Annotated in this window: 14 protein-coding genes; 6 read left to right on the forward strand and 8 right to left on the reverse strand. The window is 62.0% G+C overall.

Annotation, left to right across the window (positions count from 1 at the left end):
* Positions 1-139 precede the first annotated feature (139 nt).
* Both ACZ5G6_RS16310 and ACZ5G6_RS16315 read right to left on the reverse strand, forming a co-directional pair.
* Complete coding sequence (locus ACZ5G6_RS16310; RefSeq protein ID WP_498686582.1) at positions 140-3,142, reverse strand: UPF0182 family membrane protein; 3,003 nt, start codon at positions 3,140-3,142, stop codon at positions 140-142.
* A 130-nt stretch (positions 3,143-3,272) separates the two neighbouring features.
* Positions 3,273-4,409, reverse strand: a complete 1,137-nt coding sequence (locus ACZ5G6_RS16315; RefSeq protein ID WP_223933674.1) for a YlbL family protein — start codon at positions 4,407-4,409, stop codon at positions 3,273-3,275.
* 226 nt (positions 4,410-4,635) lie between these two features.
* Between ACZ5G6_RS16315 and ACZ5G6_RS16320 the strand changes: the two genes are divergently transcribed.
* A complete protein-coding gene (locus ACZ5G6_RS16320; protein ID WP_498686584.1) occupies positions 4,636-6,087 on the forward strand; it encodes a zinc-dependent metalloprotease in 1,452 nt (483 codons plus the stop codon).
* 39 nt (positions 6,088-6,126) lie between these two features.
* On the opposite strand, the gene ACZ5G6_RS16325 is transcribed toward ACZ5G6_RS16320, so the two are convergent.
* The 3 genes from ACZ5G6_RS16325 to nudC are packed head-to-tail and all read right to left on the reverse strand — an operon-like array spanning position 6,127 to position 9,880.
* A complete protein-coding gene (locus ACZ5G6_RS16325) occupies positions 6,127-6,762 on the reverse strand; it encodes a M48 metallopeptidase family protein (RefSeq protein ID WP_223933677.1) in 636 nt (211 codons plus the stop codon).
* Complete coding sequence (locus ACZ5G6_RS16330) at positions 6,762-8,894, reverse strand: ATP-dependent DNA helicase UvrD2 (RefSeq protein ID WP_498686585.1); 2,133 nt, start codon at positions 8,892-8,894, stop codon at positions 6,762-6,764. The genes ACZ5G6_RS16325 and ACZ5G6_RS16330 overlap by 1 nt, the downstream gene beginning before the upstream one ends.
* Entirely contained in the window at positions 8,891-9,880 is a 990-nt protein-coding gene (nudC, locus tag ACZ5G6_RS16335) for an NAD(+) diphosphatase (RefSeq protein ID WP_498686587.1), read from the reverse strand. The genes ACZ5G6_RS16330 and nudC overlap by 4 nt, the downstream gene beginning before the upstream one ends.
* Before the next feature lie 179 nt (positions 9,881-10,059).
* On the opposite strand from nudC, the gene ACZ5G6_RS16340 reads away from it, so the two are divergent.
* Entirely contained in the window at positions 10,060-11,394 is a 1,335-nt protein-coding gene (locus tag ACZ5G6_RS16340; protein WP_498686589.1) for a macrolide 2'-phosphotransferase, read from the forward strand.
* Between the two features lie 33 nt (positions 11,395-11,427).
* Here ACZ5G6_RS16340 and ACZ5G6_RS16345 read toward each other — a convergent pair whose 3' ends face one another.
* The 3 genes from ACZ5G6_RS16345 to ACZ5G6_RS16355 are packed head-to-tail and all read right to left on the reverse strand — an operon-like array spanning position 11,428 to position 18,697.
* Positions 11,428-14,970, reverse strand: coding sequence for an ATP-dependent helicase (locus ACZ5G6_RS16345; RefSeq protein WP_498686591.1), 3,543 nt, complete (start codon positions 14,968-14,970; stop codon positions 11,428-11,430).
* Positions 14,967-18,284: an ATP-dependent helicase gene (locus tag ACZ5G6_RS16350; RefSeq protein WP_498686595.1), complete on the reverse strand. Its 3,318-nt coding sequence runs from the start codon at positions 18,282-18,284 to the stop codon at positions 14,967-14,969. The genes ACZ5G6_RS16345 and ACZ5G6_RS16350 overlap by 4 nt, the downstream gene beginning before the upstream one ends.
* Entirely contained in the window at positions 18,281-18,697 is a 417-nt protein-coding gene (locus ACZ5G6_RS16355; protein WP_498686599.1) for an MGMT family protein, read from the reverse strand. Before ACZ5G6_RS16355 ends, ACZ5G6_RS16350 begins: the two co-directional genes overlap by 4 nt.
* 65 nt (positions 18,698-18,762) lie before the next feature.
* Here ACZ5G6_RS16355 and ACZ5G6_RS16360 point away from each other — a divergent pair, with 65 nt between their 5' ends.
* The 4 genes from ACZ5G6_RS16360 (at position 18,763) to ACZ5G6_RS16375 (ending at position 22,258) form a co-directional block, all read left to right on the forward strand.
* Entirely contained in the window at positions 18,763-19,473 is a 711-nt protein-coding gene (locus tag ACZ5G6_RS16360) for a 3'-5' exonuclease (RefSeq protein WP_223933687.1), read from the forward strand.
* A 323-nt stretch (positions 19,474-19,796) separates the two neighbouring features.
* Positions 19,797-20,747 (forward strand): ABC transporter substrate-binding protein, encoded by a 951-nt coding sequence (locus ACZ5G6_RS16365; protein ID WP_223933689.1) that lies wholly within the window; start codon positions 19,797-19,799, stop codon positions 20,745-20,747.
* Positions 20,748-20,759: 12 nt separating this feature from the next.
* Entirely contained in the window at positions 20,760-21,524 is a 765-nt protein-coding gene (locus tag ACZ5G6_RS16370) for an amino acid ABC transporter permease (RefSeq protein ID WP_223933691.1), read from the forward strand.
* Positions 21,521-22,258, forward strand: coding sequence for an amino acid ABC transporter ATP-binding protein (locus tag ACZ5G6_RS16375; protein ID WP_223933692.1), 738 nt, complete (start codon positions 21,521-21,523; stop codon positions 22,256-22,258). Before ACZ5G6_RS16370 ends, ACZ5G6_RS16375 begins: the two co-directional genes overlap by 4 nt.
* The last annotated feature ends 39 nt before the right edge of the window (positions 22,259-22,297 follow it).

Here is a 22,297-nt window from a genome sequence, read left to right on the forward strand (position 1 = left end):
CGACAATATCGCCCAACCTGCCTCCCAAGGACCGTTTCCTCCACGGATGCTTTCTGCATACAGGAAGGGCCGTTGCGCGCTCCAGGAGGAGCGGGCAACGGCCCTTCCAAATCACGATCCGTCACTCATTCACGGGGCGTTAGCTGCTCGGCGAAGGCGAAGGCGACGGCGTGGCGCTTGGCGTAGCACTCGGCGTCGCTGTCGGTTCCGGCGCAATGCCCAGGCGGGTTTCGGCGTCGATCGCCCTCTTGAGAGCCTCGGACAGCTTGGTCTGCTGCTGGCCATAGCCGGCGAAGTCTCCCTTGGCCAGGGCGGCCTGGCCATCCTGGATTGCCTTGTTGGCCTCGTCCAGGGCCGCCTTGAGATCAGCTTTGGCATCCGTAGGTCCGGCAGGTGGCGTCGTGGTGCCAGGGGGTGTGGCGGGCGTTTGTCCGTTGTTCTCGGAGTCTCCTGCCTTGGCACCGGAGTTACCGCCGAACAACTGGTCCAGGGCTTCATCCAAGGTAGCTGCAAAGCCGATTTTGTCGCCGAAGGCTACAAGTACGCGCTGCAAGGTGGGGTAAGAGGTCTCGCCCGTCGACTTCAGGTAGACGGGCTGGACGTAAAGCAGACCGCCACCCACGGGCAGGGTCAGCAGGTTGCCGTTCAAAACGTCGGATGCGCCCTGACGTAGCAAGTTCAGCGCCTGCGACACCGTGGGATCCGAGTTGAACTTGTTCTGCGCCTGGCCTGGGCCAGGAACCTGGGTATCCGTAGGAAGCTGCAACAGCCTTAGCTTGCCGTAGCTGTCAGCTTTAACTCCCTTGACGTTTCCGGCATCTGAATCGGCGGCCAGGAATCCGTAGAGGATATTCCTTGCGTTGCCGTTGACCGTTTGCGGAATGAAGGATGACGTCAGCTGGAAAGCAGGCTTGTCCTGGTCAGGCATCTGCAGAGACATGTAGAACGGCGGCTGCTTGACGGCTTCCGAGACTGTGGGGTCATTCGGAACACTCCACGCATCGTTGTTTTGGTAGAAGCTGTCAGGGTTGGTGACGTGATAGCGCCCCAGGAGTTCACGCTGAACCTTGAAAAGATCTTCCGGGTAGCGGACGTGGCTCATGAGGTCGCCGGACATCTCTGTGTAGGGCTTGATGGTGGTAGGGAACACCTTCTGCCAAGCCTTCAGGAGAGGATCATGGTCGTCCCAGGCATAGAGCGTGACGGAACCGTCATATGCGTCAACCGTGGCCTTGACCGAGTTGCGGATGTAATTGACCGAACTGTTGGGCAGTGTCACCGTCCGGCCCGCACTGGTCTGCGAATCAACTGTCGCGTTCTGCAACTGCTGAGGTTGTGAGTATGGGAAGTACTGGCTGGTGGTGTAACCGTCAACGATCCACTTCACGCGACCATCGACGACAGCCGGATAGGCGTTGCCATCCACAGTCAGGTACGGGGCGAGCTTCTCAACCCGTTCGCGGGGATTCCGGTCGTAGAGAATCTGGGATTTCTCATTTACGCCGTCTGATAGCAGCAAGTCCGAAGACTGGAATTTAATGGAGTACAGAATACGGTTGAGCCAGTTGCCCACGATGGGCCCGCCGTTGCCGGTGAAGGTGTATTGGGTTTCTCCCCCGCCTTCGCGACCTGCTGGGCGGTCCTGTTCGCGATGCTGGGCACCCTCCGGAGCGCCAACGATCGAATATTCGGGAGAGTTCTCGCCGAAGTAGATACGCGGTTCGTACGAAGTGTCGTTGCCGAGAACGCCGTTGGACGGAATGCCTGATTGCAGGAATTCCGGCTTGCCATCAACCGTGAACTTATTGCCCTTCGCTGCGACAACACCGTAGCCGTGCGTGTAAACGATGTGTCGGTTGACCCAGGTCTGCTGGTTTGCACTCAGGCCGTCCGGGTTCAGTTCGCGAACAGCGATGACGGTGTCCTGCACTTTGCCGTCCACGGTGTAGCGGTCCACGTTCAGTGTCTGGGGGAACTGGTAGTACGGACGGTACTGCTCAAGCTGGGCGAACGCCGAGGAGATGAGGTTCGGATCCAGCAGGCGGATGTTGGCCGCGGTCTGGGCGTCTTTTGCCAATGCTCCGCTTGTGGCCGTTGTGGTGGCGTTATAGGCAGAGACATCAATCTTGTCCAAGCCGTAGGCTGCCCGGGTCATCTTAATGTTGCGGTCGATGTATTCCCTTTCCAGGGTGTTCTCCGACGGACGCACCTGGAATTGCTGAATAACCCACGGGTAGACGCCACCGGCCAGGATGGCCGTGATGATCAGCATCGCGGTGCCGATCACGGGCAGGCGCCAGCGGCCAATGACCGCAGCAATGATAAAGAGAATCGCGACCAGGCCGGCGGCAACCGCCAGGATGGCCTTGGTGGGTACGACGGCACTGACGTCCGTGTACAACGCGCCGGCCCACCGGCCCGATGAGCTCTGCACGGTGGAGTACCTGTCCAGCCAGAAATTAACGCCGAGCAGCAACAGGAAGAATGCGCCCGTTACAGCGATGTGGATCTGGGCAGCACGACTGGTGAAAACACCCCGCTCCATGAGCCGGATGCTTCCGTACAGGTAGTGGGTAAGGATGCCCGCTATGCCAGCAACTACGGCGATGCTGATGAGGAATCCGGTAACAAAACCAAGGAACGGAAGCGACATCAGGTAGAAGCTGATGTCCAGATTGAATAACGGATCCGATTGACCGAAGGGCTCCTGGTTAAAGAACAGGAGGACTTTCTGCCACTGGCTTGCCGCCGCGCTGCCGGCAAAGAGCCCGAACAGGATGGGGAGGCCGATCATGACCACACGGCGGACAGGCTCAAGCTGGGCCTGGTAACGGTTCAGGTTGTCGCGGGACTCAGCATCCGGGGCGTAAACGGGCCGGGCGTGGTAGGCGATCCTGATTGCGAAGTAAACGGCGGCGAACATCATGGCGAACCCGACCAGGAAGGTGACGATCCGGGCGAGGTTCTCGCGGACATAGACTTCGAAGAAGCCAAGCTGTTGGTACCAGAGGACGTCTGTCCACACATTGGCGAAGAAAATGAATCCAACGACGGCCACTGCCACGACGATGAGCGTCGGAGTCAGGGCACCTCGTCTCAGCGGCGATCTTCCGGGCGGGTTGGAGCTGGCGGGACGGGACAAACTCTGTACCTCATTGGTGGTCGTCAGTTAAAAGTCGGTGTGCGCGTGTTCGACGATCTCTGCCCCTGGGCGATGGCGGAGTCCGTCATATATGCCACGAGTGGCAGTGGAGCTAAGTTCCACCGCCAGTCTAGTTGTTTGCGCAGGTGGGAAGGCCAGCCGTGTCTTGTCCTGAACCGAGTCGTTCCACCGCCGCGGTAGCGTCGGCCAACGTTTCCACCTTCACTACCTGCAGGCCATCAGGAACGTGCCCCACCACGTCCGCACAATTCGCGGCGGGAGCCAGGAACATGGTGGCCCCGTGCTGACGGGCGCCGATCATTTTCTGCGCAATGCCGCCAATGGCTCCCACTGCTCCATCAGGGGTGATGGTTCCGGTCCCGGCCACATGCTTTCCTCCGGTAAGGTCCCCTGGCGTGAGATTGTCCACGATTCCCAGGGCAAACATCATTCCAGCGCTCGGACCGCCCACGTTGTCCAAAGAAATTTTCACATCAAACGGGAAAGTGAAATCGCTGGCCAGCAGGATACCCAGGACGTAGCGGCCGGCGGGATTCTTGGTGGGCGTTATCGTCTCGGTGACGGAAGAACCGTTCCTCTCCACGACGACCACAGCCGGGGCGCCGTTTCCGGCCGCCAGTTCAGCCTGGACCACGCCGAGGGAGGAGATGGGCTTTCCATTAATTGATGTCAAACGGTCACCCTCCCGGAGCTTCCCCACGGAAGGGGACGGATCCGAGAGTCCCGCCACGTTGAGCCGCTGCTCAAACGGAATGTCCAGTTGCCGCAACGCTGCGGCAACAGCATTCTCCTGTGAGGTCTCCATCGCAATCTCGCCCTGCTGAACCGTCTCTTCGGCGGTAGTGCCTTTGGGATAGATCAGTTCCTCGGGATAGATGGCTTTTGATTTGTCCAACCAGGCCCGGAAGACTTCGTAAATAGTGGCAGGGCTCTTGGGCCCGCCAGCCATCACGACGGTGGTCAGGTCCAGGTTTCCCTTGGCCGGAAAGGACTCGTGACCCGAAATGCTGATGACCGGTTTGTCCCCGTCCTGCCCCAACGTATTAAAGGTAGGTCCCGCAGACTCAACAACGTAGGGAACAGGCAGCGCCGCGGCCCCGATCCCCAGTCCCAGGGCCAGCAGGCCCGAAACGACCATGATCATGTACCGGCCGCTGCCGGGAGGTTCCGGGGACGCCGGGGAGGGATCGGCGTCGGGCGTTTGACGCGGATCGAGCGAGCCCTCCGGGCTGGGCGAAGTAAGCATTGAGGCCTCTCTTTACCGGTACATCTTTACCGGCGCTTCGTGTCCGGTATTCTGGCTCCTGCCGCTGGCCGCGGCGACGGGCACATACCAAACATCCACATTACGCGGTCGGACGTTGTGGCGGATGCTTTGCCTACAGCGAACGACGCCGCACACAGGCAGACAGCCTTCCCACCGCGCGGTACGGTGAAAGTGATCACCAGCCAGTTCGACGATCGGCGGCACCATGACTTCCAATCCCAACAACCCGTCAGATGACGATGAGACGCCCAAGGATCCGCTGGCGGAAATGCTGCAAAACCTGATGGGCGGCCAGGGCATGGGCAACATCGATCCCGCCGAACTCGCCAAAGCTGCGGGGCTCCCCAACGACCCCCAGCTGTTACAGCAAATGTTCGCGCAGGTTCAGGCCATGATGAGTTCAACGTCCGAGGGCCCAGTGAACTGGCAACTGGCCCATGAGAACGCGCGGCGCGTGGCGGCCGCCGGGAGCGACCCCTCCGTCAACGCCCATCAAGCCCGGGAGGTCGATGAAGCACTCCGGCTCGCCGAGCTGTGGCTGGATCCTGTGACAGATCTTTCCGCCACCGGACTCATCGGCCGCGCGTGGTCCCGCGCAGAATGGGTCGAGGCAACGCTTGGAACCTGGAAGCGGCTGACAGAACCAGTCGCCAACAGCATCGCCAACGCCTTGTCCAACGCACTCACCCAGCAGATGCCCGAGGAAATGAAGTCCATGATGGGCGGCGCCTCATCCATGCTGCAAAACATGGGCGGTGCCATTTTTGGGATGCAGCTGGGACAGGCGATCGGTGCACTCTCGGCCGAGGTAGTCAGTTCTACGGACATTGGTGTCCCCTTGGCTGACCTGGAGATGGCTCTGCTCCCCGCCAACGTTGCCAAGTTCGGGGAAGGCCTCAGCCTCCCCGAAAATGATGTACGGCTGTTCCTTGCCGTCCGCGAAGCAGCCCATGCCCGGCTGTTCGTGCAGGTGCCATGGCTTCGCGGGCACCTGCTTGGCGCTATCGAAGCCTATGCACGAGGCATTCATATTGACATGTCCCGTATCGAGGACCTTGCCCGGGATCTGGACCCCAGTAATCCCGAAGGAATCCAGGAAGCCTTGTCCCAAGGTGTCTTCACGCCGGAGCGCACGCCGGTTCAGACCGCCGCTCTTGAGAAGCTCGAAACGGCGTTGGCCCTTGTGGAAGGGTGGGTAGACGAACTCACTGCTGAAGCCACGGACAAGGTACTGCCGTCGGCTACGGCCCTGCGCGAAACTGTCCGCCGCCGCCGTGCCACAGGCGGTCCTGCCGAACATGCGTTCTCTTCGCTTGTAGGTTTGGAGTTGCGCCCACGCAGGCTTCGGGAGGCCGCTACTTTGTGGGCTACCCTGAAAGCTGAACGGGGCATCGCGGGCCGTGACGCCATTTGGCACCACCCCGATCTCCTGCCCACCGGTGCAGACCTGGACGACCCCAAGGGCTTCTCCGAACGCCGCAGGCTCGCCGAGGCCAGCGACACCGAGGTTGATGATGCTTTGCAGAAGCTCCTGAGCGGTGGGTATGACGTACCGGGGGACGCAGCATCCGAGGATGAGGGATCCCAAGACGAGGGCTCCCCGGACGACGCCGGGCCCGACTCAGGCAATGCAGGCCCGCAGTCGCCATCGAACTAGCGTCTGGGATGGTCGCCATGAACTTCATGGCGACCATCGTCATTCCCAGCCCGTGGTGTCCGCGTCCGGGCCGGTTTCGGCAGATTGATGAGGGTCCCCGGTGAGACCCCGTGACGTCGCGAAGGCGACCCCCTCCAAGAACGCTTTGGCGCGCTGAGTCTCGGGGTAGGCCTCAAGCAGGCGCCAAAAATGCGCATTGTGTCCAGCTACCAGCAAGTGCGACAGTTCGTGCAGGAGCACGTAATCGATGACCCACTGGGGCATCGATTGAAGCTTGTTTGAAAGCCGGATGGTGCCATCCGCAGGAGTCGCCGAGCCCCAACGTGAGTTCTGGTTGGTCACCCACCGGACCGACGACGGGACCGCCCGCCCTCCGAGGTAGGTCCTCGAAAGGTGCGCCGCATGCTGGGCAAGGGCCTCATCGGTGGCAGGTCGGCGCCGAGCTGATTTGCCAGCCTGGCGTTCCCCTTGCCTCTGAAGCTTCGCAAGCATGCGCCGCACCCATTCGCGTTCCTGCGACTTGGTAAAACTGGCCGGAATCGCGACTACGGCGTTACCGTCTTCCCAAAACGCCGCCACGGTCCGTCGCCGCCGGGCTGAGCGCCTAACGACGACCGGAGCGCCGTCGTCGGTGAGATTCGGAACGTCGGGGCCGCTGGCTGTTGAGTGCGGCATCAGAAGCTAGTGCTCTCTGCCAGGACTGCGAGGACGGCTTCGCCATAGCGCTCCAGTTTGGATGGCCCAACCCCAGCCAAGCCCGCCAGTTCCTCCAGCGATGCAGGCCGGGCTTCAGCAATGGCGGTTAATGTGGCATCAGTGAAGACCACATAGGCGGGGACGTCGGCCGCTTGCGCTTCATCCAGTCGCCACTGCCTCAAGGCGTCGAAAGTCTGTTCCTCATAGGTGGGTGGGCACTGGTTGCAGCGACCCACCTTCCGCTCGGCTCCGGAGGCAAGCATGCTTCCACACACCCTGCACGACGCCGGTGCGGCGGCTTTGCGTCGCGTGGAGCCTGCCCGGCTGCGGGCATTGGCAGACGCCACGGAATCCGGCCGGAGTCCATCGAGGAAGCGCGAGGGCTTGCGGTTGGCGCGGCCTCCCGGCGTTCGCGCAGAGGACCATGAGAGGTTCAGCTGCTCACGGGCACGGGTAATCCCGACGTAGAGCAATCGCCGCTCTTCATCGACGTCCTCTGGCGTGTCCGCGAAGGATATAGGCATAAGTCCTTCGCTCAGGCCCACCAAGAACACGGCATCCCATTCAAGGCCCTTTGCTGAGTGAAGGGAAGCAAGGGTCACGCCCTGAACCGTGGGAGCATGCTGGGCTACTGAACGTTCCTGGAGCTCGTTGACGAACTCGGCCAACGTGAAGGACTCTCCGCGGCTGACCGACAACTCATCAGCCAAAGCCACCAAGGCAGCCAGCGATTCCCAACGCTCCCTAAGAGCTCCCCCACTGTGCGGTGCGGCTTCGCTGTAGCCAAGCGAAGCAACAATGTCACGGACAATCTGACCCAAGGGCTCCGGGGGGCCTTCTGCCACAGCCCTGGTTGCGGCGCGCAACTGCAGGATGGCATCCCGGACCTCCTTGCGGGCGAAGAACCTCTCTCCACCGCGAAGCTGGTAGCCGATCCCGGCCGACGCCAACGCTTGCTCGTAAGCTTCCGATTGCCCGTTGGTGCGGAACAAGATGGCGATCTCGCTTGCTTTGACCCCCGTATTGAGCAGCTCCTGGATTCTGCCGGCAACGACCGCGGCCTCTGCTTCGTCGTCCGGACATTCCATAAACCGCGGCTCTGGGCCGGGTGGCCGCTGAGCCACAAGCTTGAGCGGCGGCGCCCATGCGGCATCTGCGATTGGTCCGCCACTTCGCCTGGACGCGAGGAGGTCATTGGCCAGCTTGACGACCTGTGGAGTGGACCTGTAATCACGGATGAGCTTGACCACAGTGGCGTCCGGATAGCGCGCCTTGAAATTCAGCAGATGTTTGGGCGAAGCCCCGGTAAAAGAGTAGATGGTCTGGCTGGCATCGCCTACGACGCACAATTCGTCACGGCCACCCAGCCAGAGATCCAGGAGCCGCTGCTGAAGCGGTGAAACGTCCTGGTACTCGTCGACGACGAAGTGGCGGTATTGCTCCCTGACTGTTGCTGCCACTCTTGGATCCTCCTGGAGGATCCCAACCGTAATCAGCAGGACGTCTTCGAAGTCAATGACGTTGCGGTCGGTCTTAATATCCTCATACGCTTGGAACACCCTGGACACCGCAGTAAGGTCGAAGCCTCCCGGAGTTCCGCGGCCTTGTGCGTTCTCCAAATAGTTTGCCGGTGTCAGCATGGACACTTTGGCCCACTCAATCTCTGCAGCCAAGTCCCTGATGGACGCGCGATCCGTGCTGAGGCGAAGTCTGCGTGAGGCTTCAGCGATCATGTTGGCCTTGTGGTCCAGCAGGCTAGGCAGGGTCCCGCCGATCGCCTGGGGCCAGAAGAACTGCAACTGCCTCAGGGCGGCAGCGTGGAAGGTCCGCGCTTGCACATTGGCCACGCCAAGATCCCGAAGCCTGCTGCGCATTTCCGCCGCTGCCCTCGCAGTGAAGGTCACAGCAAGCAACCTTTGTGGGGAATACACCCCTGAGTGCACCCCGTAGGCGATACGGTGCGTGATGGCGCGGGTCTTGCCTGTGCCTGCACCTGCGAGTACGCACAGGGGGCCGGTGAGAGTACTGGCTACTTCACGTTGCTCGTCATCCAAACCACTGAGAATTCGCTCCTCGAGTGAGCCGCCAGCGTCGAAAATTCCACCTGTCACGGCTGGAGGTCTTCGATAACGCCGCCGTACCAATGCTCAATCAGCGAGCGCGCAATCGACAGGCGCGTGGAAATGGTGATCTCGCCACTTAGCACGGCCTCCTGCAACTCTTCCCGGCTGAACCACCGCGCGCGGGTGACCTCGACGCCGTCAGGGCGGGCAACGGCGTCGTCGGTCTTTGCCGTAAAGCCCAGCATGAGCGAGGCAGGGAAGGGCCACGACTGCGAACCGAGATACTGGCACGCAGTAACGCGGACACCAACTTCCTCGCCGATTTCGCGGACAACGGCCTGCTCAAGCGATTCCCCGGGTTCAACGAATCCAGCAAGTGTGGAGTAGTTCCTGGCATCGGCGGGTCCGCCGCCGCCGAGCAGGAGCCGGCCATCAGGGCCCACCACGGTAACGATGATCGCGGGGTCTGTGCGCGGATAGTGTTCAGAGTTGTCCCTGGGACAACGCCGGACCCAGCCCCCGGTTTCAATATCAGTCGGCGTGCCGCACTGCGGGCAGTGCGTATGCGTCGCATGCCAGTTGGAGATGGCACTGGCTTCGATAAACAAAGCGGTGTCAGTAGCATCGAGACGTCCGGCAGCTTCCCGGAACCCGGCCCATTCCGCATCGGAAGGGATCAGGGCTGTCCCCGGTGCGGGTGGCTCCATGACGGTAAACAGCAAAACAGGAGTACCTTCGGCTACGGACGAGGCCCGCAAGGTGATACCCAAATAGATAGCAGTCACGGCGCCAGCCTCTGCCTCGCCGAGGGCGGCCCAGAGTGGACCGGCGTCGCCGAACCAGAGTCCGTCGGCGTTCACCAACGCTTTGCGTTGGGATATAACCATCGCTTTGGCCTTGCCGGAGACGATGAGGTCCTCAACCATGCCCGGCTTCATGCGCGCACTGGAGCCTCGGTCCACCAACGCCGGGCGCACTGGAAGAACAGTTTCCATCAAGTGGTTGGCCAGCGCCGGCGACTCCGTATAACTCATGTATCTACCGTACTGATTCGCACCGACAAAGAACATTTGGAACGGCCGCATGTGCATATCACCGCGCTGCCGCGCCCTGAACGATCTGATGGTCAACTTCTGCCTTGTTTTCGTGCGGATCTGAAGACTCGCCGCACTGCATCATGGCCATAGGCGCCACTCAATCTACCGTGGAAGACGTGAGAAGAACACCGCTCGAACTGGCCGCTGTAGCAACCGCGGCGGTGCCCGGACTGGCACCGACGGCTACAGCCTATTCCCCCGACGACGACGCCGACTTCGATTCGGCGTTGTTGCTCGACGCGGAAGGCAAGCGCTGGCGCGTCCGTTCGCCGCGGCATCCCGAGGCCAGTACCCGCCTCGAAACGGAGTTCATGGTCCTGAGGGCTTTTGCGCCTGCCATCCGTGCCGAGCTCCCTTTCCATGTGCCAACCGTCGCCGGAACGGTCCGGCAGGGCGCCCTCACAACGTTCGTGTATGCCCATTTGCAGGGTTCGACGCTCTCAATTGACGAACTCTCCGCTGGCAGCCCTGCTCTGGCCCATGAAATTGGCAATGCACTGGCCGCCATCCACGACCTTCCCCTGGCACTGGTCAACAATGCCGATTTGCCCAGTTACTCCGCCAACGAGTTTCGGCAGCGCAAGCTCAACGAATTGGACCAGGCAGCCACCACCGGCAAGATTCCTGCCACTTTGCTGCGTCGCTGGGAACATGCCCTTGAGGACGTGGCGCTTTGGCGCTTCAACACTTCGGTGGTTCATGGGGACCTCCACGAAGACAACCTGATGGTCCAGGACGATACTGTGACGGCGTTGACGGGATGGACCGATCTTCGCATCGGAGACCCCGCCGATGATTTCGCTTGGCTGGTGGCGTCCAACGAAGCCTCGTTCGTTGAGGCCGTGCTTAGCCGGTATACCGAGGCACGCCGGGACACGCCCGACGCCCATCTGCTCCGACGCGCCGCCTTGCTGGCTGAATTCGCCTTGGCCCAGTACCTGGTAAAGGCAATGGCTGTTGGGCATGAGGACATGACGTCAGAGGCAGTATCAATGCTGCAGTCCCTTGCGGCCGACATCGAAGAGCAAGCCAGGCATGACGAGGCCGTTCTGGCAGCTGAGCAGGCGGCAGCAGCCGAGGCTGAAAGCGCAGCCGTACAGGATGCATCTAATCCGCAGGCCAGCACCCAGCAGCCAGCCGTTACGGTCGTGGCGATTCCCGACGCGGGTGCTGCAGTCTCAGTGGCGCCCTTACCTCCCACGTCTCCGAAGGAGCTCCCGCACGCCGAAGCGGCTGGCAACGATGCGCTCCCAGGCGCGGTTACCGTAACCGCACCGGACAAGTCGACAGAGGGCCCCAATTCCCGGCCTCAGGGAGCTTCTGCCGCAAGTCCTTCCCCCAGGCAAGAGACGGACGCGGGAAATCAGGCCTCGCCGGCAGGTGATGACGCCTCAACTGCAGCGTTGAATGTTGTCAACGTGACTCCGCTGCATGCGGGCGAACGATCCTGACCTGCGTTCCCGACCGGAGTTCCCGGACTCCGGCTACTTGGAGTCCGCAGCCGAGGGATCGTTCTTAAGTGCCTTCCCGATGATCTGCTCAAGTTCCTCGGCGGTGCCCAAGTCGTGCGGGCGGACGACTGCATCTTCCGCCACGTAGTAAAACGCCGCGCTGACCTCCTCCAAGGGAACACCTTTCAACCGCGACCATGCGAGACGGTACACGGCCAACTGCACGGCCCTCGCTTCCAGCTGTTTGCCTGCAGGCCGGCGACCTGTCTTCCAGTCAATAAGTTGCCAGCGACCGTCGGCGTCGCGGAAAACGGCGTCGATGCGTCCTCGGACCACAACGTCACCGATCCTCGTTTCCACGGGTACTTCCACAAAAGCTGGAGCCCGGTGCGCCCACTCCGATTGCTTGAACGCTTCAACCATGTGATCCAAGCCGTACGCTTCGTCGATATGGGCATCCGAGCCAGGTGCTTCGTCGATGTCCAACATGCCGGTCGTTCCGAAGTACTCCTCCACCCAGGCATGGAAGGCTGTGCCCTTTCGCGCCGAAATGCCTGGTTCCCGGGGCACTGGTCGGCGGAGCTGGGCCAGCACGGCTGCAGGATCCATGCCAAGGTCAACGAAGAGGGACGCCGAGATGTGGCTGGGCAAGTGCACGTCCTGATGGAGCTTTCCCTGCCGACGGCGATCCAATAGCAACTGCGCTTCGTGTGACCATCGCCCCGAGATGCCCGTGAGTTCTTGCGATGATGTTTGAGAAGCGGATTCCTCCATGAATTCGAGCACTCTGGCAGCAGCCCGGTCCATGGCGATTCGACGGCCGGGAACGAGCCTAAGCCGGGCCCCTGTCCGGGGATCGGCCGGTCCTTCGAGCGGATCATACGGAAATTGGGCCACTTCCAGCGTAGTAGTGAGCGGGCTGTTTTCCGGCAGCGCTTCTTCGGCTACCGACTCGGGATGCACCAGGGCGCCCGCCTCGGCACTGACCGCGGCTTCGCCGGAGGAAGAAACTCCCGCGAGTGGCGCCAGCTCGGACAGGAACGACGACATCCCCGCCATGCCAGACCTCGACCCGTTCCACGCGGAACTGGAAACACACAAAACATACTTCGCCCGCGTGTAGGCGACGTACGCAAGCCTGCGCTCTTCAGCTTCGCCGTGATGTTGAACGTCGGATTTGAAATCCTTCTCTGCGTCCAGCCAACCCTTTTGATCGTGGTGGTCCAGATCCCATTGCGGCAGATCGGCGCGGTCACCCCGCAACGGCCAAGGCAACGCAGCCGCGCCACTGCTCCAACGTGAGTCCCTGTTGCTCGGGAAGGAGCCCTCGTTGAGCCCGGGGACAAAGACGACGTCCCATTCAAGCCCTTTGGAAGCGTGCACTGTCAAGAGTTGGACAGCTTCCCGGTTGGTTTCCAAGGGGGCAATGTCCAGGCCGCCCTCTTCGGAGGCCGCGGCTTCCAGCCAGGAGAGGAATGCAAGGAGATCGATCCGCTGGGAGGTCTGCAGGAACCCGGCGGCCGCGTCCTGGAAGGCATCCAGGTTTCGGCGTGCCTGATGGATGCTGACGCCAGGCTTTGCTGCTACCTCGATATCGAGCAACATGGCACGTTCCACCTCACCGAGCAAGGTTGTCAGATCATCCCCGATGTAGGTTCGGAGAGAGCGCAGTTCCTCCGACAACCTCGTTAATCGTTCCAAGGCAGAAAGGCTCAACGTCCTACCATGTCCGGAGGTCCAACCTGGGCGGGGAAGGAAGTCCAGGGCTTCCACGAGGCTTGCGGCATCAGTGATGTCGCTTTCCACCACCACTGCAGCCGGTTCTTCGTCGGCGAGCTCAAGAGCGCTGCCAGCGCCTGACCTCCTTCTGGCCAGGAAACGGGACCAATCGTTGAAGGCCATGAGGTCTGCAGGCCCAATCCGCCATCGGGCTCCTGCCAGAAGCCGCATCAACGCATCGGAACGGCCTGGATCAGCCAGAACCCGCAGCGTTGCCACCAGGTCCACAATCTCAGGTGTGTCCAACAAACCGCCGAGGCCAACGATCTCATAGGGAATTCCTTGAAGTTCGAATTCCCGCCGGAGGCATTCCATCTGCGCACGCCGCCGGCACAGTACCGCCATGGTTGGCTTGACCGGGGTACCGTCGTTCTCTTCCTCGAAGACAGTCCTCTGGTAACGCCGGATGTCCCGGGCGATAACGCCGGCCTCGTCTTCGTCAGTGCTGAATCGAGCGATGACAACGCTGCCTTCCGCGGCCACCGGACTCGGCACCAAGGGTGGAACACTCACGTTGCTTGCAGTGCCTCGCTCCCCTGCCGGCCCCTCGGAAGCGGCCGCCTTGTTCAAGGGTGCGGCAATCGTGTTTGCGGCTTGGAGAATGTTCCTGCCGTTGCGCCAAGCCGTGGTCAAGTACGACGTTGGCGCCACAGAATAGTCATCACCGCCTGATGCTGGATCGCTGTGCCTTACGGGGAACTCCTGCACAAAGTGGAAGAGCTGGCCAGCCGAGGCGCCGCGGAATCCGTAAATGGATTGGTTGGGGTCCCCCACAGCGGTGACGGCATGGCCGCGGCCGAAAAGGCGCGAAAACAAGACAAGCTGAGCGTGCGAGGTGTCCTGGAACTCGTCCAGCAGCACCACCTTGTAGCGTGCCCGCTCAGTGGCCGCGGCCAACGGAATTTCACTGGCAATACGCGCCGCGAGTGCAACAAGGTCCCCGAAATCCAGCACTCCCTTTTGCCGCTTGGCCTGTTGGTAACGGACCACCATGTCTGCGACGCTGGCCCGGGTCCGCAGCATCGCCGCGAGCTCCCCCGCTGCCTGAGTGGGGTTCTTCTTTGCACCGGCCACGTAAGGGAGCTGCTCGAAGGTCTGAACGCGTTCCAGCACCCAGTCCCGGACGGCGCCCGGGTCCTGCAAGTGTTCGGCGCACTCGCCAGCGAGCTGGATGACAGCATTGACAAGCGTCGACTTTGCTGCGGTGAAATGCTCATATTCGCCGTCGTAAGCCTCCACCACCTCGCTTGCCAACTGCCACGACTGTGCACCACCCAGCAGGACGACGTCCCGCTCGATACCCAGTCTCAATCCGTAGTCCGAAACAATTCCGCTGGCGTAGGAATGATAAGTAGACACCTTGGGCTCGAGGTCGTCGGCGCCCAGAAGCCCGTCAGGAAAGCCGATGCTGCCATCGTCCTCTCCGGCGATCCGCTGGAGAGTGGCCAGTTTGGCCCGGATCCTGCCAGCAAGCTCGCCAGCGGCTTTACGGGTGAAAGTCACGCCTAGGACTTCCTCGGGCCGGACCCAACCATTGGCAACAAGCCAAACCACGCGGTCGGCCATCGTGGCCGTCTTCCCCGACCCTGCGCCGGCAATCACAAGGCGTGGCGTGAGCGAGGAAGCGATGATGCTTGCCTGTTCTGCTGTGGGATGGTTCTTTTCGCCAAGGATGTCTGCCAACTCCGATGGGGAGAACCTGGGAGCAGGTAACGCGGACTCCGCGTCCAGGATTCCGGCTTCGCCCTGTTCAGTTCCTTCAACGTGTGCGGATCCTTCAAGAAGATCGGTACTCATTCAGTGACCTGCTTTCCTCTGGCGCACAGTGGGCAAATATCGGGCAGACGGCAGCCATGTCCGCCGTGTCCCCCCTTGCTCGGATCGTGCCGGGCTTCGAACGTTGCACCAGCCATCAGTTCCGCGGCTTCGTTGACCAAAGCCTCTGCCCAGTTGTCATCAGGCTCCAGTGGATCCTGCTGTTGAACTCCTGGGCTCTTGGTCTTGGTTCCCAGCTGTGCGAGGACGGCTCCACCCGGAACCCGGCGCACGGCATCCCCAAAGGCGCCGGCATCCTCAAACGCACCTTTGAGCACCGCTGCCTGGTACGCCCCCAGCTGGGGGTGCCTGGCTACCTCGGACTTGCCTGGCTGGCGTTTCCCGGTCTTGAGATCGACGATTACCAGGCGACCTTCGGCGTCGAGTTCCAGCCGGTCAACCTGTCCGCGAAGCACGGCGTGTCGAGTGACATCTGAATCGTCCACAACCGAATCCAGAGGTGTGGAACGTAGCTGGACGTCGGGGAGTTGCACTTCGAAGTCGTGCTCCACCGCGAGCAGGCTCCTGCCTTCGCTGCGCATGATGAGTACGTACTGAGCCAACTTACGGACCATCAGTTCAGCGCGCTGGTAATCGAGCTTCCCTTCCCAGTTGTCCTTCATGCCAAGGGTGGGCCACCGGCGAACGAGTTCCGCAACGTACTGCGCACCTGAGGCGTCCGGCAATTCCTGCGCAATGGTGTGGACCAGCGTGCCCAGGCTCCGTGCGAAGTCAGTGGCGGCCTCGCCCCCGGCCGCCTGAACAAACCAGTCGAGCGGGGACTTGTGGACAGCCTCCACCTTGGATGGCGATACCGACACGGTGCCTCCCGGCGGGACAACGGCTTCCCGGGAGCTCAAGGGTGCCAAACCCCACCACGTATCCGGATGGGCCCCGGGCACAGGTGGATCAACAGAGGCGAGCCGGGCCAGCACACGTGCTGCTTCCTGCGCGGTCCGCGATGGCTCGTTGGCGTCCGGGTCCTCAGCCTGGGCATGCTGTCTCAACTCGGCAACCAAGGCGCGCAGAGTCATGGGACGATCCACCGGCGTGTAGTCCCGCCTGTACTCGCCGGGAGCCAAAGGTGCCACGTAGTCCAGGAAGGCCGAAGGTTGTTCGTCCTCTGAGGAGACAGCAGTACAGATAAGGACCTCCCGGGCCCGTGAGACCGCAGTGGAGAAACTCCTCAGTTCGTCGTACCGGATGTCCCTTAGCCTGCTCAGGGGGCCACGTCCCAGCGCATGCTCAACTCCGTGCTCCACGGCGTCAGCGAACAGTGTGCTGCCCAGGAGTTCCCCACGCAGGCGCGTGTTCGGCCAGACGCCTTCCTGGAGGCCGGCGACGATCACTACAGGCCATTCGCGGCCCGCAGCACTTGCCGGAGTCATGATTTCCACGCACTCCTCAAGCTGGGCCCTCGCCGCGAGGGTGTCCATAGGGAGTTCCTGGTTCAACAAGTAATCGAGGAACTGCTCCGGACCGGAGCCTGGCAGTTGATCCACGAAGCGTTCTGCCGTGTGGAACAGCGCCATCATGGCGTCAAGGTCGCGGTCCGCGCGGGCTCCGGCGCTTCCTCCTTCCAGCGCGGCGTCCGACCAGCGGGAAGCCAACCCCGTGGCGTGCCATAGCGCCCAAAGGACCGATTCCGCGTTGGCCCCAGGCGCAGCCGACGCGGCAGTGCCGGCAGCAATCATCCGGGCAAGCCGGCGGGCAGAGTTTCCTTCAATTCCCAGCGAAGCAAGCGCTCCCGGTTCAAGCAGCGCCTCCACCAGCAGAGCGTCGCTGGATCGTCCGCCGCCACCGAGCAGCTCCTCGCGACGGAGAGATTGACGGAGTCGGCGGAGCTCAATGGCGGATGCGCCGCCAATCCGCGAGGTCAGGAGGGAAACGGCAGTTTCAGGAGTGAGCTTTGCGGGATCAAGGACGACAGCGAAGGCCTCCAGGAGGGGCCGGACGGCCACCTCATCCCGGACCGCAGAATCCGCCACAGGAACCCGTACAGGGATTCCCTGCCCGCTGAGGTAGCGCTGGAGCTGCGAGATCAAGCCGCCGTTGCGGACGATGACAGCAATGTCACTGAAGTCGCGCCCCTCACGCAACTGAGTTTCCAAAATCCGCTGGGCCACATAGCGAAGCTCATGGACAGGAGAAGGCAGCACATGTCCTTCAACCCGCCCCTCCGGGCTGGTTGCCTGAACGGCGTCGAGGGACTCCTGCTGTTCCAGGCGCCTGGCCCTTTGGCCCCCGGATCGTTGTGAGATGCGTGCGGCAACCCTCGTCCAGGCCTGCGCTACCTCGGAGCGATGCCGGTGCGTAATCCACAGTGGCCGTTCAAGAACCCCGTGGCTTCCCGCCAGGAGCGAGGGAAGCTCAGCGACAAGGTCCGGCCGCGCCCCGCGAAAGCCCTGCACCACAGTGTCAGGCGAATATGTGACTACAGTGTCCTTGCCCTCTGCAATATCGGCCAGGAGCTCAAACACAGCCGGATTGGATTCCTGTGCATCATCCACGAGGATCAGCTGCAGGCGTTCACGCTCGGCAGCCAGGAAAGCAGGCGAGTCCTGAAAAATCTGCCGTGCGGTAGTGATGATGCCTGCGGGATCGAAGGCCTCGGGCATTCGGAGGTCCAAAACGTCCCGGTACTCGCTGTACAGCTCGGCCGCCGCCATCCAATCGGGCCGCCCACATTCGTAGGCGAGGCCAACCAAGTCCTCTGCAGTGCGGCCAGACTCGATGATGCGATCAAACAATTGGCGGATCTCGTGGCGGAATCCCCGGGTGGGCAGTGCTGCGGAAAGGTCCTCTGGCCAGGGCAACTGGTGCCCGGGGCGGGAGTGGCCTTCCAGCAACTCTTTGATGATCAGATCCTGTTCCGGGCCGGACAGGAGCTTGGGTGGTCGTGGCAGCGGCAAGACGCCTTCCGCTTTAGCGCGCCGGATGACGTCGAAAGCGTAAGACGCCCAGGTGCGGGCCGGCGTCGTACTGAGGCTTCTGTCCAGGCGACCGGTGAAGGTGTCCCGCAAGGCGGCCGCGGCGTGGCGCCCTGGAGCGAGAATAAGTATCCGTTCAGGATCCACCGCGTCTTCATTTACCCGCCGGACTGCTGATTCGACCAGCACTGTGGACTTTCCGGTGCCCGGGCCTCCGGGGACCAGGACCGGCCCGCCTCCTTGCCTGACTGAAACAACCGCACGTTGGTCCGGAGACAGGTCAGGTGCCGCGTAGTGGATCTCGCGCGGCGGAAGCAAGCGAAGGGCTGCCGGGGCTTGGCGGGTTCTGGTAGCTGTTGCGGTCACACAGTCATTTCATCATCGGGCACCGACAAAATATGGAGCTGACGCTCCAACTGGTCCGAGATCACATCAATAAGATCGAAATCAGCATCAGTTGGCGCCCATCGCGCGGTGCCGAGGTCCACGCGCCAACGGCCCTCACCTGTCCGCAGGAATGGCTCAAAGGCACCGTGCAGTGGGGTGGATTCCTGCACGTAGTGGCGCAACGCCTCTGCCTCGTGGCCCGGCGGGGCATCGCCGCTTGCCCGCAGGACCCGCCACCACGCTACGGAACTGCCGTAGTGGCTCATCACGGCGCCCACCTGCCTGGGTCCGCCAGCTCCAAGGAGTTCTGCGACGTCACCATATGACACGGCCGTGCCGGGCGGAACAAGGTCCACAACGGCCAGCACCGCCGTCACATACTCCATCCGCATGTGATCAGCGTAGCCGCAGGAGTGTCGTCCCCAGTACTGTCGGGGCCAGCCGGTAGCGTGAAACCATGAGCTCCTGGAACACCCTCCCCCGCGCTGCCTTCGACCTCGAAACCACCGGGAAGAATTCCCGTTCTGCCCGCATCGTCACTGCTTCAATCACTGTGGTGGATGCGCACGGACAGCTCATCAAAGAGCATGAATGGCTGGCGGATCCCGGCGTCGAGATTCCTTTGGAGGCCAGCGAGGTGCACGGGGTGACCACGGAAAAAGCCCGGGCCGAAGGCCGCCCGGCGGCCGAGGTCACCCGCGAGGTAGCGGCCGTTCTACAGGAATTGTTCGACGACCACACTCCAGTCATTGCTTTCAACGCCAGCTACGACTTCACGGTGCTCGCTGCCGAGTCAGCACGGCACGGTGTCCCGCAACTCACCCGTTTCCCGGTATTGGACCCCTACGTGATGAACAAGCAGGTGGACCGGTACCGCAAGGGCAAGCGGACGTTGACCGCTTTATGCGAGGAATATGGCGTGAGCCTGGACAACGCCCACACCTCCGCTGCCGACGCCTTGGCGACTCTGCGCGTCCTGGATGCCATGGCTGGCAAATTCCCCAAGTTGCAGATGCCTGCGTCCAAGCTGCACCATTTGCAGGTGGACTGGGCCGCATCCCAAGCGGCCGACTTCCAGCAGTATCTGCGGCGAAGCAAGCCTACGGCTGTGATCGAGGGCGAGTGGCCCGTCCTGCCACCCGAGGATGCCAGCCGCGGCGGCTTCTGAGGCAGCTCCAGCTCCAAAAGAGCCGCGGTTGGGATGCAAGTCACAAGAATTTTGGGAACCTGCCAGCACATACGTCTTGCGCGCGGATTCCGCCCCTGCACCCTAGCCCGGAATAGTTCCGCGAGCCCAGCATTGATGCCGGAACTTTGTTCGGAAAAAATGAGCCAGAGCAATCACTTCTTCGATTCACCGTGCTTCGGCGGGCTGGTGACATAATTAAGTTTGGCGGGTTGAAGTCTGCTAGGGCAGCCATCCCCATTCTTGTTGCCACGTTCCCCGCCCACCGCGAAACGTCTCTGTGACCCGATGAAAGTGATTTCTTCATGAAATTCAAAGCCCTCAAGTGGCTGTCTGCTGCTCCCGTAGCCGCGGCCCTGGTGATCTCCCTGGCAGCATGCGGAGGAGGAACCTCCCAGCCCAGCGGTTCGCCCACCGATGCCCTGGCCGGCAGCGACCAACAGACGCTGGACAAGTACACCACCGCGGACGTCACGGCGCTGGACAAGATCGACAAGTCCAAGCTGGGCCTCGTCACTGATGGCACCCTGCGTGTAGGCACCCTGTCCGATGCACCGCCGAACATCTTCATCGATCCTTCCGGCAAATTCACCGGTTATGACAACGAGCTCCTGCGCGCCATCGGCGACAAGCTTGGCCTGAAGGTGGAGTTCGCATCGACCGACTTCTCCGCCCTGCTCTCGCAGGTAGCAAACAAGCAGTTCGACGTCGGATCCTCCTCGATCTCCACCACGGACGCCCGTCGCAAGACAGTCGGCTTCACCAACGGCTACGACTTTGGCTACATGGCTGTTGTGACCAAGAACGACGCCAAGGTCACGGGCTTCGCCGACCTCAAGGAAGGCGTCCGGATCGGCGTCGTCCAGGGCACCGTTCAGGATGACTATGTCACCAACACACTCAAGCTCGAGCCCGTGCGTTTCCCTGACTACAACACCGTTTATGGCAACGTGAAGAACGGTCAGATCGACGCCTGGGTGGCCCCCTCCCAGCAGGCTTCCGGCCAGGTCAAGGACGGCGACGGCACCAAGATCGCCGAAAAGGTTGTCAACACGCAGAACTTCACGGCTTACGCCGTGAACAAGGACAATCAGCCCCTCCTCGATGCCCTGAATGCCGGGCTGGACGCGGTCATTGCTGACGGTACGTGGACCAAGCTCACCTCCGAGTGGTACACCGATCGTCCCACAGCGGCCGAGCAGACTCCGCAGGGCTGGAAGCCGGGCAGCAAGGCCGTCCAGATCCCGGCCAAGTAACCCGGGCGTTCCATGGATATCCTCAAGCAACTAGCTGACACCTTCCTTGACTGGAAGGCGATGGGCGAAGTCATTCCCAAGATGTTCGCTGTCGGCCTGCCGAACACCCTGGTGCTCGCTGTCATTTCGGGCATCATCGGGACCCTGCTGGGCATGGCCCTGGCCCTGATGGGGATCTCCCGGAACGCCGCAGCCCGATGGATTGCACGCATCTACACGGACGTCCTCCGCGGACTTCCGCCCGTGCTGACCATTCTGGTCATCGGATTCGGTTTCGGCCCCATCATCCGTGAACTGACGGGCTCCACAAGCCCGTACCCGATGGCCATCGCCGCACTGTCTTTGATGTCGGGTGCCTACATCGGTGAGATCTTCCGCTCAGGTATCCAGAGCGTGGATAAGGGACAGCTCGAAGCATCCCGCGCCTTGGGGTTCGGCTACGGCGCTTCCATGCGGCTGGTAGTGGTTCCCCAAGGCATCCGTCGGGTGCTTCCTGCCCTGGTCAACCAATTCATTGCCCTGATCAAGGAGTCCTCACTCGTCTTCCTCCTGGGCCTGCTGGCCACGGAGCGGGAGATCTTCCAGATCGGCAAGGACGCGGCTGCAACCAGCGGCAACCTCTCACCGTACGTTGCTGCGGCCATCTTCTACCTGGTACTCACAATCCCGCTTACGCACTTTGTGAATTGGATTGATGCCCGCTTCCGTTCAGGCCGGCCGGAAAAGAAGGAACCGGACGACGCCGCGGCGGTCGTCGGGAAGGGAGCCCACGCATGAGTGAATTTTCATCTGGCACGTTGACGGCAAAGAACATCCATTTGTCGTTCGGCACCAACCATGTCCTGCGGGGCATCGACCTGCACGTTGAGAAGGGCACCACGGCTTCCGTGATCGGCCCCTCGGGTTCAGGCAAGTCAACGCTCCTTCGCGTGATGAACCGACTCATCGAGCCGGATCAGGGCGACATCCTGCTGGATGGCCGTTCCGTCCTCAAGGACAACCCCGACGAACTTCGGCGTCGGATCGGCATGGTGTTCCAGCAGTTCAATCTCTTCCCCCACAAGACCGTGGCCGAGAACATTTCCCTGGCACTGCGAAAGATCCGCGGAATGTCCAAGGAACAGGCGCGTGACGAGGCGTTGGCCCAATTGGACCTGGTCGGCCTCAAGCACAGGGCCGATGCCCGCCCTGCCAACCTTTCCGGCGGCCAGCAGCAGCGCGTAGCCATTGCCCGTGCGCTGGCGATGAAGCCCGAGGTCATGTTCTTCGACGAGGCCACTTCTGCTCTGGATCCGGAACTCGTCAAGGGCGTCCTGGCCCTGATGACCGATCTCGCACAGGGTGGCATGACCATGGTGGTGGTAACCCATGAGATGGGCTTCTCCCGCAATGTCTCAGACGTCGTGACGTTCATGGACGCTGGCGTAGTCGTGGAATCCGGTCCCCCGGAGCAGCTCTTCAACAGCCCCCGGACGGAACGGCTCCAGGGCTTCCTCTCGGACGTCCTCTAGGCCACAGCTCCTCCAGGGAACCACAGCGCAGACATACAG

The sequence above is a fragment of the Arthrobacter sp. TmtSoilC51 genome (assembly GCF_055388015.1).